General features: G+C 74.2%; 15 protein-coding genes. 10 read left to right on the top strand and 5 right to left on the bottom strand.

Translation table 11 applies throughout. The features are described 5' to 3' along the window. The first annotated feature begins 48 nt into the window (after positions 1-48). The 5 genes from ACK8HX_RS04685 to ACK8HX_RS04665 all read left to right on the top strand — a co-directional run bounded on the left by ACK8HX_RS04685 (position 49) and on the right by ACK8HX_RS04665 (position 4,962). Positions 49-1,104, top strand: a complete 1,056-nt coding sequence (locus ACK8HX_RS04685) for a LacI family DNA-binding transcriptional regulator (RefSeq protein WP_411939504.1) — start codon at positions 49-51, stop codon at positions 1,102-1,104. Continuing rightward, entirely contained in the window at positions 1,097-2,404 is a 1,308-nt protein-coding gene (locus ACK8HX_RS04680) for a glucoamylase family protein (protein WP_411939503.1), read from the top strand. Before ACK8HX_RS04685 ends, ACK8HX_RS04680 begins: the two co-directional genes overlap by 8 nt. Before the next feature lie 160 nt (positions 2,405-2,564). Next, on the top strand, positions 2,565-3,425 hold the full coding sequence (locus tag ACK8HX_RS04675) for an Fpg/Nei family DNA glycosylase (RefSeq protein ID WP_411939502.1): 861 nt from the start codon (positions 2,565-2,567) through the stop codon (positions 3,423-3,425). Positions 3,426-3,573: 148 nt separating this feature from the next. Continuing rightward, complete coding sequence (locus ACK8HX_RS04670) at positions 3,574-3,909, top strand: rhodanese-like domain-containing protein (RefSeq protein WP_411939501.1); 336 nt, start codon at positions 3,574-3,576, stop codon at positions 3,907-3,909. Between the two features lie 99 nt (positions 3,910-4,008). After that, complete coding sequence (locus ACK8HX_RS04665; protein WP_411939500.1) at positions 4,009-4,962, top strand: homocysteine S-methyltransferase family protein; 954 nt, start codon at positions 4,009-4,011, stop codon at positions 4,960-4,962. A 19-nt stretch (positions 4,963-4,981) separates the two neighbouring features. On the opposite strand, the gene ACK8HX_RS04660 is transcribed toward ACK8HX_RS04665, so the two are convergent. Beyond that, positions 4,982-5,788 (bottom strand): ZIP family metal transporter, encoded by an 807-nt coding sequence (locus tag ACK8HX_RS04660; protein WP_411939499.1) that lies wholly within the window; start codon positions 5,786-5,788, stop codon positions 4,982-4,984. Between the two features lie 270 nt (positions 5,789-6,058). On the opposite strand from ACK8HX_RS04660, the gene ACK8HX_RS04655 reads away from it, so the two are divergent. After that, a complete protein-coding gene (locus ACK8HX_RS04655) occupies positions 6,059-7,270 on the top strand; it encodes an ATP-binding protein (RefSeq protein WP_411939498.1) in 1,212 nt (403 codons plus the stop codon). Between the two features lie 122 nt (positions 7,271-7,392). Then, positions 7,393-8,274 (top strand): peptidase inhibitor family I36 protein, encoded by an 882-nt coding sequence (locus tag ACK8HX_RS04650; protein WP_411939497.1) that lies wholly within the window; start codon positions 7,393-7,395, stop codon positions 8,272-8,274. 115 nt (positions 8,275-8,389) lie between these two features. On the opposite strand, the gene ACK8HX_RS04645 is transcribed toward ACK8HX_RS04650, so the two are convergent. Next, positions 8,390-8,854 carry a VOC family protein gene (locus tag ACK8HX_RS04645; protein WP_411939496.1) on the bottom strand — a complete coding sequence of 155 codons (465 nt, stop codon included), beginning with the start codon at positions 8,852-8,854 and terminating at the stop codon, positions 8,390-8,392. A 100-nt stretch (positions 8,855-8,954) separates the two neighbouring features. Between ACK8HX_RS04645 and ACK8HX_RS04640 the strand changes: the two genes are divergently transcribed. After that, positions 8,955-9,860 carry a cation diffusion facilitator family transporter gene (locus ACK8HX_RS04640; protein WP_411939495.1) on the top strand — a complete coding sequence of 302 codons (906 nt, stop codon included), beginning with the start codon at positions 8,955-8,957 and terminating at the stop codon, positions 9,858-9,860. A 7-nt stretch (positions 9,861-9,867) separates the two neighbouring features. On the opposite strand, the gene ACK8HX_RS04635 is transcribed toward ACK8HX_RS04640, so the two are convergent. Beyond that, positions 9,868-10,269: a hypothetical protein gene (locus ACK8HX_RS04635; protein WP_411939494.1), complete on the bottom strand. Its 402-nt coding sequence runs from the start codon at positions 10,267-10,269 to the stop codon at positions 9,868-9,870. Positions 10,270-10,535: 266 nt separating this feature from the next. On the opposite strand from ACK8HX_RS04635, the gene ACK8HX_RS04630 reads away from it, so the two are divergent. Continuing rightward, positions 10,536-11,165 carry a peroxiredoxin gene (locus tag ACK8HX_RS04630; protein ID WP_411939493.1) on the top strand — a complete coding sequence of 210 codons (630 nt, stop codon included), beginning with the start codon at positions 10,536-10,538 and terminating at the stop codon, positions 11,163-11,165. Positions 11,166-11,279: 114 nt separating this feature from the next. Here ACK8HX_RS04630 and ACK8HX_RS04625 read toward each other — a convergent pair whose 3' ends face one another. Then, positions 11,280-11,795, bottom strand: coding sequence for a metallophosphoesterase family protein (locus ACK8HX_RS04625; protein WP_411939492.1), 516 nt, complete (start codon positions 11,793-11,795; stop codon positions 11,280-11,282). Between the two features lie 155 nt (positions 11,796-11,950). Further along, positions 11,951-12,265 carry a GNAT family N-acetyltransferase gene (locus ACK8HX_RS04620; protein ID WP_411939491.1) on the bottom strand — a complete coding sequence of 105 codons (315 nt, stop codon included), beginning with the start codon at positions 12,263-12,265 and terminating at the stop codon, positions 11,951-11,953. Positions 12,266-12,517: 252 nt separating this feature from the next. On the opposite strand from ACK8HX_RS04620, the gene ACK8HX_RS04615 reads away from it, so the two are divergent. Next, positions 12,518-14,227, top strand: a complete 1,710-nt coding sequence (locus tag ACK8HX_RS04615; protein ID WP_411939490.1) for an alpha/beta hydrolase — start codon at positions 12,518-12,520, stop codon at positions 14,225-14,227. Position 14,228 lies beyond the last annotated feature (1 nt).

The following is a 14,228-nucleotide window of genomic DNA, read 5'->3' as shown; positions in this document are numbered from 1 at the left end:
CTTCCGCCCGCGCGTTCGGCAGGGTGGGCCCCGACGGAGGGAGGACGGGTGGCCGCGGTCGACGACGACCGGCCCGTGACGATCTACACGGTCGCCGAACGGGCGGGCGTCTCGATCGCCACGGTGTCGCGGGTGCTCAAGGGGTCCACCCCCGCCTCGCCGATGACGCGGCGCAAGGTGCTGCGCGCCGTCGAGGAGCTCGACTACGTGCCGCTGCGCTCCTCGCGACCGGTCGACGTGCCGCGCCACCAGACCCACGGCCTCGTCCTCCCCGGGCTCCACGGCCCGTACTTCTCCGACCTGCTCACCGGGTTCGAGGGGACGGCCGCGCAGTACGGGCAGTCCGTCGTCGTCGCGCTCGCCGGCGGACCGGTCGACATCGAGGACCAGCTGAGGACGATGCTCCAGCGGGTCGACGGGCTCGTCGTCGCGACCGCCACGGTCGCCGACGCGACGGTCCGCTCGATCAGCCGCGGCACGCCGACCGTCCTCATCGCCCGCGACCCCGTCGAGGGCTGCGACGCGGTCCTCATCGAGAACGAGCGCAGCGCCGCCGAGCTGACGAGCCACCTCGTCGGCCACGGCCGCCGTCACCTGCTCTTCGTCGGGCTCGTCGAGGACTCCCACGACTTCGCCGGCCGCTACGAGGGGTTCGTCTCCGCGCTGCGCAGGCGCAAGCTCATGGAGGCCGGGCCGCCGGTCCGCGTGCACCCGGAGGAGGAGTCGGGCCCCGAGGCCGTCGACCGGATCCTCGCGATGACCGAGCCGGTCGACGCGCTGATGTGCGCCAACGACGAGCTCGCCCTCTCCGTCATGGCCCAGCTCGCCCGCCGCGGGGTGCGCGTCCCCGAGGACCTCGCCGTCACGGGCTTCGACGACATCATGACCTCGCGCTTCATGGCGCCGGGCCTGACGACGGCGCAGCAGCCGACCCGCGCACTCGGGCGCTGGGCCGCCATCCGCCTCCACGAGCGGATCGAGGGCCGCACCGAGGACGTGGAGCCGCTCGTCATCCCGACCCGGATCGTCCTGCGCGGCTCCTGCGGCTGCGCCTGGGACGGACCCTCCCTCCCGACCCCTCCCCAGGAGAGCGCCGGTGCCTGACGCCGCCCTGCTGACCCGGTGGGCGGGTGACACGTGGCGCTCCCTGGACGCGATGACCGACGAGCGCACCGGGCTTCCCGCCGACTGGGTCGACGACCGCCTCGACCCCGCGACCCGCTCCCGGTACACCTCGCCGACGAACATCGGCGGCCTGCTGTGGAGCACCGTCGCTGCCCGCGAGCTCGGCTTCGTCCAGGCCGACGAGTGCCGACAGCGATGTGCCGCAGTGCTGTCCACCCTCGACGGCATCGAGCGCCACGACGGCTCGGGACAGCTTGCCAACTGGTACGACGAGGCGACCGGCGACCTCCTGCGCACCTTCGTCGACGGCTCGCCCGTCGTGCCGTTCATGTCGAGCGTCGACAACGGGTGGCTCGCCGCCGGGCTGCTCGTCGTCGAGGGGGCCGTGCCCGCGCTCGCCGCCGAGGCCCGAGCGCTGCGGCTGCGGATGGACTTCGCCGCCTTCCACGACCCGGAGGCCGGGCCACCGGGACCGGGCGGGCGGCTGCGCGGCGGGTTCTGGTCGCAGGACCCCGGTCAGCCGACCGTCCTCGCGTCGTACACCGGTGGTCCAGCCGTGCACCACACGCCTCACCACTACGACCTGCTCAACTCCGAGCCCCGGATCGCCTCGTACGTGGGCATCGTCGCCGGCCAGGTGCCTCCCGAGCACTACGCCGCCCTGTCGACCCCGCTCGTCTCCTACCGCGGTCGCGACGTCGTGCCGACCTTCGGCGGCTCGATGTTCGAGGCCCTGATGCCGGACCTGCTCGTCCCCGAGGAGGAGTGGTCACCGGACCTGTGGGCCCGCAACCACCCGGAGACCGTTGCGGCGCAGCGGGACTGGGCGGCGGAGCACGGGTGGGGCGCGTGGGGCTGGTCACCCGCGGCCAAGCCCGGGGAGGGCTACTCCGAGTGGGGCGTCGCACCGGTCGCCTGGACGGTGCCCGGGTACCCGAGCGCGCTCGACGACGACCCCGTCGTCACCCCGCACGCTGCAGCGATGGCGCTGCTCCACGACCCCGCGGCCGCCACGTCCTGCCTGTCCCGGCTGGAGTCGCTCGGGTGCTACGGGCCGGGCGGGTTCGTCGACGTCATCGGCCTCCGGTCGCGGCGCACCGCGGGCCGCCACCTCGTCCTCGACCAGTCGATGGTGATGGCGGCGCTCGCCCACGTCCTCACGGAAGGCGCGCTGCGGCGGGCGTTCGCGACGCCGGAGGTCGAGGGTGCCCTGCGGCCCGTGCTCGCTGCGCGGGGCTGGCCGGCCGAGTCCGAGCGGATGCCCGGCCGCGCCGCCTGACCCCTCGTCCCAACTCTCCCGCCTGGTGCCGGAACCTTTCGGGTCGCACCGGGACCTTTCCCGTGCGGTTCACCAGGCCCGGTGCGATGGTCCGGAGGGAGACCCGTCGAGCCCGCGTCCGTCCTCCCGGATGACGGCGACGACCGGTAGCGTCGCGGGCATGCCCGAGCTGCCCGAGGTGCAGGCCCTCGTCGAGTTCCTGCGCGAGCGCACCGAGGGGCTCGTCGTCACGGGCGTCGAGCTCGGGTCGATCTCGGTGCTCAAGACCTTCACCCCGCCTCCCCAGGCGCTCGTCGGCGCCCCGGTCGACGGGGTGGCCCGGCACGGCAAGTTCCTCGACCTCGACTGCGGCGGGACGCACCTCGTCTTCCACCTGGCCCGCGCCGGCTGGTTGCGCTGGTCGGACGCGATGCCGGCCACGGTGCTCCGGCCCGGGAAGTCGCCGATCGCGCTGCGCGTGCGGTTCGACGACGCGTCGGGGTTCGACCTCACGGAGGCCGGGACGAAGAAGAGCCTCGCGGCGTACGTCGTCGGCGACCCCGGGCTCGTCCCCGGCATCGCCTCCCTCGGCCCCGACCCGCTGACCGACGACTTCACCCTCGAGGTGTTCGCCGCCATCGCCGCGTCGCACCGGATGCAGGTCAAGGGGATGCTGCGCGACCAGTCGATCATCGCGGGGGTGGGCAACGCGTACTCCGACGAGGTGCTCCACGTCGCCAAGCTCTCGCCGTTCGCCCTCGCCGCGACGCTCGACGCCGAGGAGGTCGAGCGGCTCTACACGGCGCTGCGGGCCACGCTCACCGGCGCGGTCACGGCGGCCAGCGGGAAGCCCGCGAAGGAGCTCAAGGACGCCAAGCGTGCCGGGATGCGGGTGCACGGCCGCACCGGCCAGACCTGCCCGGAGTGCGGCGACGTCGTGCGCGAGGTCTCCTTCGCCGACTCCTCCCTCCAGTACTGCGCGACCTGCCAGACCGGTGGCAAGCCGCTCGCCGACCGCCGCACCAGCAAGTTCCTCAAGTAGGCCCCACCCGAGGGGCTCGGCCGCCCTCCCGCCGACGTGGGTCAACGGCGTCGGCGGGGCGACGATCTCACCCACGGTCGCGCGGAGGCAGCGGTGGTGCGCCCGGGCTCGGCGCCGGCCGGCAGCCGGGCTTTGCGAGAATGGACCCATGAGCGCCTACCCCGACGTCCCCGTCACCGACCTGCCCGACGACGCCGTGGTCCTCGACATCCGCGAGCAGGACGAGTGGGACCGTGGCCACGCGCCGGCCGCCGTCCACATCCCGATGTCCGAGCTGCCCGCCCGGGTCGACGAGCTCGCGCCCTTCCTCGACCGCGACGAGCCGCTCGTCATCACCTGCCGCTCCGGCGGGCGGGTCCAGCGGGTCATGCCGTGGCTCGCGCAGCAGGGATACGAGGTCGCGAACCTCTCCGGTGGCATGCGCGCCTGGCACGCCGCGGGCAAGCCGATGGAGGCCGCGGGCGGCACGCCCGAGGTGCCCTGACCTCGGGGCTCGCCCCGCACCCTTGGCCGGGGCGCCGGTCAGGTCCTACCGTCGTACCGCTCGCCGCCGCACAGGCGGCGCGAGGGTCTGGAGGACCGCATGAACGCCTCGTCCGGTGCGCGTCACCGAGAGTCGCTGCCCCAGCTGGGCCCCGAGCCCTTCCTCACGGACGGGGGCATCGAGACGACGCTGATCTTCCACGACGGCCTCGACCTGCCGTTCTTCGCCGCCTACGACCTCCTGACCCGCGACGGCGGTGAGGACGCGCTGCGGCGCTACTTCGAGCCCTACCTCGCCGTCGCGCGGCAGCGGGGCCTGGGCATCGTCCTCGAGACGCCGACCTGGCGCGCCAGCCCCGACTGGGCCCACCGGCTCGGCCACGACACCCGGCAGCTGGCCGAGCTCAACCGCCGCGCCGTCGCCCTCCTCGAGGAGCTGCGCGACCTCCAGGGGCCCGACGCCCCGCCCGTCGTCATCTCGGGGTGCGTCGGACCGCGCGGCGACGGCTACGTCGTCGACACCGCGATGAGCGCCGAGGAGGCCGCGGCGTACCACGCCGTCCAGGTCGACACCTTCGCCGCGACCGCTGCCGACCTCGTCACGGCCATCACGATGACGTCCGCCGACGAGGCGGTCGGGGTCGTCCGGGCGGCGCAGGAGGCGGGTGTCCCGGTCGTCATCTCCTTCACGGTCGAGACCGACGGCCGGCTCCCGAGCGGCCAGCCGCTGCGCGAGGCGGTCGAGGAGGTCGACGCGCGCACCGGTTCGGGCGCCGCCTACTTCATGGTCAACTGTGCGCACCCCACCCACTTCGAGGACGTCCTCGAGACCGGCTCCGCCTGGACCGACCGCATCCGCGGGGTGCGGGCGAACGCCTCGCGCCTCAGCCACGCCGAGCTCGACGAGGCGGAGGAGCTCGACGAGGGCGACCCGGACGAGCTCGCCGCCCAGTACCTCGCCCTGCGCGAGCGGCTGCCCGCCCTCACCGTCCTCGGGGGCTGCTGCGGGACCGACCACCGGCACATCGCCGCGATCGCCGCCGCCTGGCGGTGAGCCGGGTGGCCGGCCCTCCTCAGCCGGCGGCGCCGAGGAGGAACGCGACGGCGAACCCGAGCACGGTGAACAGGCCCACGACCCGCCCTGCGTGCTCGGTGGCCTCGGGGACCATCGTGTCGGCGAGCATCGTGAGGATGGCGCCCGCCGCGAAGGTCTGGATCACGCCGACCGTCGCGCCGGACGCCTCGCCGAGCAGGGCGTACCCCGCGACCGCGGCGAGCAACGACGCGACGACGACCGAGGTCCACAGGCCGAGGATCCAGGGCGTCGAGCGTCCCGACGCCCTGAGCCCGGTCGTCGCCGACATCGACTCCGGGACGTTGGAGAGGAACACGGCGGCCACCATCGCCACACCCACTCCGTCGCCGCCGAGCAGGCTGATGCCGATGGCGGCCGACTCGGGGATGCCGTCGAGGAGTGCGCCGAGGACGAGCGCGAGCGCCGAGGACGCCGCACCGGCCCCGGCCCCGCCGGCCCCGCCGGCCGCATCGGCGGGGGTCGTCGCGCCGTCTCCCGCTCGGTCGCGGCGGATCCCGCCGTGGACGGGGCTCTTGCGGCGGTGGCCGCCCCGGCGGTCGATCGCCCAGTCGCCGGCGAAGAACGCCAGCGACCCCGCGACGAGGCCCAGCGCGGCGGTCGGGCCCCCCGCGACGCGGTACGCCTCCTCGGTGAGCTCGAACGCGACGGCGCTGACGAGCACCCCGGCGCCGAAGGCCATGACGACGCCGATGACGCGGCGCGGCACCGGCAGGAACGCCCCGACGAGCGCGCCGAGCAGGAGGGAGACCCCTCCGACGAACCCCCACCACGCGGCCTCCAGCACGCCACCACGCTAGCGAGGTCGCCGAGGTCGGTGGACGAGCCCGAGGATGTCGACGTTTCGGGTCGTCCAGCGAATCGCGAAGACGCGCGCAGGAGGCCTCCCTGCAGCCGACGAGTCGAGGTGGACCCGATCCCGGATCCGGTCTCCTGTCACCTCGACCGGCGCGGACGCGGGCCCCGGTGCCGGCGCAGACCGCCGCCACCGCGACACGCGATCGGGCTCTATCGCGATGTCTCGGGAATCCGCTAGAGAGGCCCATACGCTGCGATCGTGGACCCGATCCGGAACCCCTACGCCCCCGGCGCCGGCCAGCGGCCCCCCGAGCTCGCAGGGCGCGACGAGCAGCTCGACGCCTTCGACGTCGTCCTCGAGCGGGTGGCCCGAGGACGTCCCGAGCGCTCGATCGTGCTCACCGGGCTGCGCGGTGTGGGCAAGACGGTGCTGCTCAACGCCCTCCGGTCGTCGGCCGTGCGCGCCGGGTGGGGCACCGGCAAGCTCGAGGCGCGTCCCGACCAGAGCCTGCGCCGGCCGCTGTCGTCGGCGGTGCACCAGGCCGTCCGCGAGCTGGGGCCCGCGGGCGGCGCGGGCGACCACGCCCTCGGCGTCGTGCGGGCCTTCGCCCAGCGCGAGTCGGAGGGCGGCACCGGGCGAGCGCGCACCGCGACGAAGCTGCGCGACCGCTGGAACCCGGGCATCACCGTGCCGGCGGTCCAGGGGCGGGCCGACTCCGGCGACATCGAGATCGACCTCGTCGAGCTGCTGTCCGACCTCGGGGGCATGGCGTCCGACACCGGGCGCGGCATCGCCGTCTTCGTCGACGAGATGCAGGACCTCGGCCCGGACGACGTCTCCGCACTGTGCGCCGCGTGCCACGAGATCTCCCAGTCGGGGCTGCCCCTCATCGTCGTCGGGGCCGGCCTCCCGCACCTGCCGGCGGTCCTCTCGGCGTCGAAGTCGTACTCGGAGAGGCTGTTCCGCTACTCGCGCATCGACCGGCTCGACCGGTCCGCCGCGGACGCGGCTCTCGTGGTGCCGGCCGAGGAGGAGGGCGCCACCTACTCCCACGAGGCCCTCGAGGCGATGTACGAGGCCACGGGAGGCTACCCCTACTTCATCCAGGCCTACGGAAAGGCGGTGTGGGACAGGGCTCCTGGTTCACCGATCACCCCCGATGACGTCGCGGTCGCCGCCCCGGAGGCCGATGCCGAGCTCGCGGTCGGGTTCTTCGGCTCCCGGTACGAGCGGGCGACGCCGGGTGAGCGCGAGTACCTGCGGGCGATGGCCGAGGTCGCCGTCGGGCTCGGCGACGAGGGTGAGGCCGTCCCCACCGCCGACGTCGCCGCGCACCTGGACCGCAAGCCGCAGTCGCTCTCGCCCGCCCGCGACGCCCTGCTGAAGAAGGGGCTCATCTACAGCGGCGAGCGCGGCCGCATCGCCTTCACCGTGCCCCACTTCGGCCGGTACCTGCGCGACCACGCCTGAGGGGCGACCCCGGGGCCGCGACCTGCCCCGCGGGGAGTGCTCCCCATTCCGCCGGGCCCTCGGCGCCGGAAGGATGCGGCGCGGCGGAGGGGGTCTTCGCCTCAGGAACGGGAGGGATCCGCATGGACGTCAGGAAGGCCGCGCTGGCCGGGGTCGGCGCCGTGGTGACGGGGATGGCGCTGGCCGCGTCCCCCGCGGCCCAGGCCGCCACCTCGCAGAACGGGGTGTGCGAGACCGGGGAGTTCTGTCTGTACTACAACAGCAACCACACCGGGTCGATGGTCGACCTCGGGGGCAGCGTCAAGGACTACGGGACCGGGACGGGCTGCGTGACGTTCCGGACCGCCGGTAGCGGTCGCGGCCTGTGCGTCAAGAACAATGCCGCCTCGGTCTGGAACCGCGAGGCGGCCGCCGTCACCGTCTTCTCCAAGAGCGGGTGGGCCGGCTCCATCGACGCGGTCCTCAGCGGGTCGAAGGTGAACCTGAAGTCGACGATCAAGAACCGGAACGCCGGCCACGTCGTCGGGAACGCCTCGAACAGCCGGATGACGACCGGCCTGTACAAGGCGAGCGGGCGGATCACCGCCTACTTCGACGGCTACCTCACCACCTCCGGTCGCCACGAGGGGACCGACATGGCCCGCGGCATCGGCGCCCCGGTGTACGCGATGATCGGCGGCACCGTCACCCGCGTCACCCAGGGCGCCCGGGGGTCGGGTGGCCTGTCGCAGCTGGCGATCTACGACGCCGGCCTGGACAAGACGCTGGTCTACCTCCACCTCGACCCCGCGGCCCTGTCGGTCGGGCAGTCGATCGCCAAGGGTCAGCGAATCGGTGTCGAGGACTGGCGCGGGGTCTCGAGCTCGGGTGCGGCGCACACCCACGTCGAGATGCGCCCCGGCCGGGCAACGGGCGCGGCGACGAGCGTCGGCGACCCGAACCTCACCAACCCGAACCCGACGTCGTTCTGGATGGGTCGCGGCTACAACATCTGCTGCGACTGACGCACCGCACGACGGCCGCCGCGTCCTCCTCACCGGGGGCGCGGCAGCCTGCGTCCCTGACGTCGCGTCGGGGAGCCCCTCCGTCGGCGTGTCTGGGCGGCGCTGCGAACTGCCCTCAGCGGGTGTCGTCGGTACCGAAACCCGCTGTCCACGAACGCTCCTCGCCACTCACGGTCTCCTGGAAGAGGGTGATCTGGAGGTCGGCGGGTGCGTCGAGGCGGGAGTTCAGGCTCAGCCAGGGGGTGAGGACGGGGGCCGCCACGAGGCCGGCACCTGCCTCCACGGCGGCATCGGTCGCCGCCGCCGAGTCGTCGACCTCGAACGCGAGGCGGATGCGCGGGCTGGGGCGCCCCCCGGCCTCGACCTCGTCGATGACGCGCTTGTGGGTCGGGTTGGCGATCTCGAGGGTGGCGCGGCCGGCCTCGAGGATGGCGACGCGGTCGTCGCCACCCTCGGCGAACGCCATCGCCTCCGGCATCCCGAGGACGTCGCGGTAGAACCGCACCGCCTCGTCGTAGTCGGCCGCCTCGACGACGACCCGCAGCTGGTGGACCCGACGGACCTGCTCTGGAGTACTCATCGCCCCATCCTCACCGACGGCACCGACGGCCGGGGTGACGAGAGGTGAACGGACCCTGACCTACCCTGAGGGCGGACCCGCCGTCCGAGGAGAGGTGGTCATGGGGCACGGTCACGGTCACGTCGCCGAGCACGCCGGGGGACGGCACCGCTGGCGGCTCCTGGTCGCCGTCGTCCTCGTGGGCGCGTTCTTCGTCGCCGAGCTCCTCGCGGGCCTGGTCTCGGGGTCGCTCGCCCTGCTCTCGGACGCGGGGCACATGGCCGCCGACGTCGCGACCCTCACGGCCGCGCTCGTCGCGACGCGCCTCGCCACCCGGCCCGACCCGAGCGGCCGCCGGACCTTCGGCTCCTACCGGGCCGAGGTGTTCGCGTCGGGGTTGGCCGTCGTCCTCATGCTCGTGGTGTCGGTGTACGTCGTCGTCGAGGCCGTGGCGCGGTTCGGGGCCGCGGACCCGGAGGTCGCGTCCGGCGCGATGGTCGCCGTGGGGGCGGTGGGCCTCGTCGTCAACCTCGTCGCCCTCGCCCTGCTGCGCGGCGGGGCGTCGGAGAGCCTGAACGTCAGGGGCGCCTACCTCGAGGTCGTCGCCGACACGCTCGGGTCCGTGGGTGTCGTCGTCGCCGGCGTCCTCGTCGCCTCCACGGGGAACGTGCTGTGGGACACCGTGGTCGCGCTCGCCATCGCGGTGTTCGTGGCGGTGCGAGCCGTGCTGCTGGGCCGCGAGGTGCTCGCCGTGCTCGGGCAGCACGCCCCCCGGGGGATGGAGCCGACCGACCTCGTCGGGGCGCTCACCGCGCTCGACGGCGTCACCGACGTCCACGACCTCCACGTCTGGACGCTGACGTCGGGGATGAACGTCGCGACGGTCCACCTCGTCGCCGACGAGCGGGCGTCCTCCGCCGTCCTCGCGCTCGCGACCGAGCTGCTCCGCGAGCGGTTCGGCATCGCGCACGCGACGATCCAGGTCGAGTCGCGCGACCACGCGCACTGCTCCGGCGCCGACTGGTAGGGGCCGGTCAGGGCCACCCGGTGCCGGGGTCCGAGCCCGCGGTCGACCCGGACCCCCGGAGGGTGCGGCACTCCTCCAGTGACCGCCGCGCGACGAGGGCGTCGACGTCGCCGGTGGCGGCCCGCGCCTCGGCGGTGAGGCTGCGGACCACCCCGTACGTCGCGCCCGACAGGCCCATGTGCTGGTAGTCGAAGCCCTGGTCCGGCGCGGCGCGCAGCGACTCCCCGACCCAGTAGGTCACCTGGCGCACGCACGCCTGCACCGGGTCGGGGGCCGGGCTCGAGGTCGGGCCCGAGGTCGGCGCCGTGGCCGAGGACGCGGCGCGCCCCGGTGTGGCGTCCTCCGGTCCCCGGGTGGCGCATCCGGTGAGCAGGAGCAGGCCCAGCGCGGCGGCGGCGGTCGTCCTCACGAGAGGTGAACGCGCCGGACCCCGCCCGGGGTTGGGGCGCTCGCGCATCCCGACGCACCGAGGCCGGCCACCGAACCTCCGCCGGGACCCCCGATATCGGGCGTCCCGCCGGAGGTTCGGTGCCCGTCGCGGGGCCGGAGGGCGAGACGGCGCCCCGGACCCGGCCGGCCCCGGCTAGCGTCGTGCCCACGATGCGGGCAGGGCGAGACGCGGCGTGACTCCCTTCGATAACGTCAACTAACCGTTATCCAAACGAGGAGTGATCCATGAGCATCCGTCTCGGCGACACCGCCCCGGACTTCACCGCCGACACGACGGCCGGGCCCATCGACTTCCACGCGTGGAAGGACGGCTCCTGGGCCGTCCTCTTCTCGCACCCCGCCGACTTCACCCCGGTCTGCACGACCGAGCTGGGCCGCACCGCGGCGCTCTCGGGCGAGTTCGCGGCCCGCAACGCCAAGCCGATCGCCGTGTCGGTCGACTCGGTCGAGGACCACGCGAAGTGGATCCCCGACATCGCCGAGGTCGGCGGCACCGCCGTCGAGTTCCCGATCATCGGCGACCAGGACCGCGCCGTCTCGCAGGCCTACGACATGATCCACCCCGGCGAGGGCGACACCTCCACGGTGCGTTCGGTCTTCCTCATCGACCCGAACAACAAGGTGCGCCTCACCATCACGTACCCGAAGTCGGTGGGCCGCAACTTCGCCGAGATCCTCCGCGCCCTCGACGCCCTCCAGGCGACCGACCGCAACCCCATCTCCACGCCCGTCGAGTGGACGCCGGGCGAGCGCGTCATCGTCGCGCCGACCATCGCCACCGACGACGCGCGGGAGCGCTTCAAGAACGTCGACGAGGTGAAGCCGTACCTGCGCTTCGCCGACGCGCCGGCCTGACCGCCGGCGAGCACAGCCACCGGCCCGACGGCCGGTGGGACCGGGCAGACACCCAGGAGCCGGTCGCCACGCACCACACGGTGCGCGGCGACCGGCTCCGTCCTCCCCGGGTGGTCAGGTGCGCGGCGGAAGGCGGTGGAGGACGACGTCCTCGACGAGGCCGCCCGCCAGCCGCAGCGTGAGGTAGGTGCAGTGCGGCTCGCGCCGCCGGTCGGTGGGCGAGCCGGGGTTGAGCAGCCGCAGGCCGGCGTGGGTGGTGTCCCACGGGATGTGGCTGTGCCCGAACACGAGCAGGTCGGTGTCGGGGTACAGCGCACGCATCCGCTCGCCCCGCCGGTCCTTCGGTCCCGTCTCGTGGACGACGGACACCCGCACGCCCTCGACCGTCGCCCTCGCGACCTCGGGCAGCCGCGCGCGGAGGGCCGGCCCGTCGTTGTTGCCCCAGCACGCGAGCAGCCGCCGGCTGCGTGCCCCGAGGGTGTCGAGGAGGCCGATGTCGACCCAGTCGCCCGCGTGGACGACGAGGTCGGCGCGGTCGACCTCCGCCCAGACCGCGTCCGGGAGGTCGCGAGCCCGGTGCGGCACGTGGGTGTCGGAGATGACGAGGACCCGGACGCCGTCGCTGCTCACCCCCTCAGCCTCGCACGCGACCCCCGACCCCGAAGAGGCTCAGGTGCATGGCGGGCTCCTTCGGTTCGGTGACGGCGGCCGCCGCGGATGACGGGCGCTCACCGGGGTGACGGTCGAGGGGCCCGGCTCGTCACCCGCCGCCGACGAATGACTCGTCAGCCCACGGGCTCCGGCGGGCCGGGGTGGTGGACGAGGTCCTGGTACTCGGGATGACGCTGGATCCAGGCCCGGATGAACGGGCAGAGGGGCTTGACCTCGTGGGTGCCCTGCGCCCGCACGGCGTCGAGCGCACCACGCGCCAGCGCGGCGCCGACCCCCCGACCCTCGAAGGCGGGGTCGACCTCGGTGTGGGTGAACACGATGACGTGCTGGGTCTCGTGGAAGGCAGCGAAGCCCGCGAGGGCCCCGTCGACCCGGGCCTCGAAGCGGCCCTCGTCGTCGTTGCGCGTCACCTCGACCTCGTCGGTCATGCCACCACCTCCGGGGCCACCCTCTCACCCCGGCGGCGCCCGGGGCCCGGGGCCCGGGGCCACCGTCCACCACGGGGGCCCGCCCGCAGGACGCCGGGGTGCACCCCGAGCTCCCCCTGACCGCACCCCGAAAAGCCTCGGGCGACCCGGGGGTGGCGTCCTACAGTGGCACGGATGCCGCGTCGGCATCCGGGACCGCGGCCTCCGACGACTGCCGTCCCGACCCGCCCGAGCAGCCGTGAGGGGCCTGCCGTGACCGTCGCCTTCGTCGAGTCGGCCACCGCCCGTGTCCGGGCGAGCACGTGGCTGCCCGTGCTCGGTCGCGCCGAGCGCGTGTTCGACCGTGCGCTCAGCGGCGTCGGGCTCACCTGCGCGACGTGGGCGTTCGCGGCGAGCCTCGTCCCCTCGCTGCTGCCGCGCGCCGCCTGGCAGCAGGGCGTCGTCTCGGGGGTCACGGTCGCCGTCGGGTACGGCTTCGGGGCGAGCGCGCAGGCCGTCTGGGACTACCTCGGCATCCCGGGGCTGCGCGGACGGGTCCGCACGGGCGCGACGGCCGTCCTCGTCGGGCTCGGTCTCCTCGGTGCGGTCCTCAACGCGTGGCGGCTCGTCGGCTGGCAGAACGAGCTGCGTCGCACCTTCGGGATGGAGCCGACGTCCGCGACGATCTGGCCCGTCGTCGTCCTCGTCACCGTCCTGCTCGCGACCGCCCTGCTCCTCATCGGGCGCAGCATCCGCCAGCTGGCCCGGGCCTCGGTCGGGTGGTTCGGTCGGCGGCTGCCGCCTCGGCTGTCGCGCGTCATCGGGGTGGGCCTCGTCGTCGCCCTGTTCTGGGGACTGTGGACCGGCGTCATCGTCCGCGGCTTCTTCGCCGGCGCCAACGCGGTGTTCGCGCCGCAGGACACCATCGGCACCCACGGGTCGGTGCGCCCGTCGGTGCCCGAGCGCTCCGGCACCGCCGAGTCGCTGACCCGGTGGGAGGACCTCGGCCGCTACGGGCGCGTCTTCGTCCGGGGCGGGCCGAGCGTGGCGAACCTGGAGGCGGTCAACGGGGTGGGCGCCAAGGTGCCGATCCGGGTCTACGCCGGGCTGCAGAGCGCGCAGACGCCGCAGGGCCGGGCCGACCTCGTCCTCGCCGAGCTCAAGCGGACCGGCGCGTTCGAGCGCCGTGTCCTCGTCGTCGCGACGACGACGGGCATGGGCTACCTCGACCGGCGGGCGACGAACACCATCGAGTACGCCTGGAACGGCGACACGGCCATCGCCGGGGTCCAGTACTCGTACCTGCCCAGCTGGATCTCGCTGCTCGCCGACCAGGAGGAGGTGGTCGAGACCTCCCGCGTCGTGTTCGAGACGGTGCGTGACCACTGGGCCACGCTGCCGGAGGCCGAGCGGCCGGCCCTCTACCTCTACGGGCTCTCGCTGGGGTCGAAGGGTGTCGAGGGCGTGCTGTCCTCCGTCAACATCCTCGGTGCCTCGATCGACGGCGCGCTGATGGTGGGGCCCCCCTTCGTCAACGAGCTCCACGACCGGCTCACCCTGGAACGCGACGAGGGTTCTCCCGCAGCCCTTCCCGTGTACGAGCAAGGCCGGACGGTGCGGTTCCTCGACGAGCACGGCGGCGCGGAACGGACGCCCGGGCCGTGGGGGCCGACGCGGGTCGCCTACCTGCAGCACGCCTCCGACCCGGTGACGTTCTTCTCGAGCGACCTCGCCTTCGAGCGGCCGGAGTGGCTCTCCGACAGCGAGCGCGGGCCCGACGTGTCCGAGCGGATGGGATGGTTCCCCGTCGTGACGATGTGGCAGGTCCTCCTCGACATGCCGGGGGCCGACTCGGTGCCGGACGGGTTCGGGCACAAGTACTCCAGCGAGGCCCACCTGCGCGCGTGGGTCGCCGTCACCGACCCGCCGAACTGGTCGGCAGAGCGCGAGCGGCGCATCCTCGACGCCCTCGAGGGGCGGTAGG

The sequence above is a fragment of the Oryzobacter faecalis genome, from assembly GCF_046764005.1.
In the GTDB taxonomy this organism is placed as follows: domain Bacteria; phylum Actinomycetota; class Actinomycetes; order Actinomycetales; family Dermatophilaceae; genus Oryzobacter; species Oryzobacter faecalis.
This window is presented reverse-complemented; position numbering and strand designations above follow the sequence as displayed.

Excerpts from the sequence above, each read along its gene's own strand:
- ACK8HX_RS04670 (WP_411939501.1), top strand. The coding sequence starts at position 3,574 with ATGAGCGCCTACCCCGACGTCCCCGTCACCGACCTGCCCGACGACGCC.
- ACK8HX_RS04630 (WP_411939493.1), top strand. The coding sequence starts at position 10,536 with ATGAGCATCCGTCTCGGCGACACCGCCCCGGACTTCACCGCCGACACG.
- ACK8HX_RS04645 (WP_411939496.1), bottom strand. The coding sequence starts at position 8,854 with ATGAGTACTCCAGAGCAGGTCCGTCGGGTCCACCAGCTGCGGGTCGTC.
- ACK8HX_RS04620 (WP_411939491.1), bottom strand. The coding sequence starts at position 12,265 with ATGACCGACGAGGTCGAGGTGACGCGCAACGACGACGAGGGCCGCTTC.
- ACK8HX_RS04650 (WP_411939497.1), top strand. The coding sequence starts at position 7,393 with ATGGACGTCAGGAAGGCCGCGCTGGCCGGGGTCGGCGCCGTGGTGACG.
- ACK8HX_RS04675 (WP_411939502.1), top strand. The coding sequence starts at position 2,565 with ATGCCCGAGCTGCCCGAGGTGCAGGCCCTCGTCGAGTTCCTGCGCGAG.
- ACK8HX_RS04640 (WP_411939495.1), top strand. The coding sequence starts at position 8,955 with ATGGGGCACGGTCACGGTCACGTCGCCGAGCACGCCGGGGGACGGCAC.
- ACK8HX_RS04665 (WP_411939500.1), top strand. The coding sequence starts at position 4,009 with ATGAACGCCTCGTCCGGTGCGCGTCACCGAGAGTCGCTGCCCCAGCTG.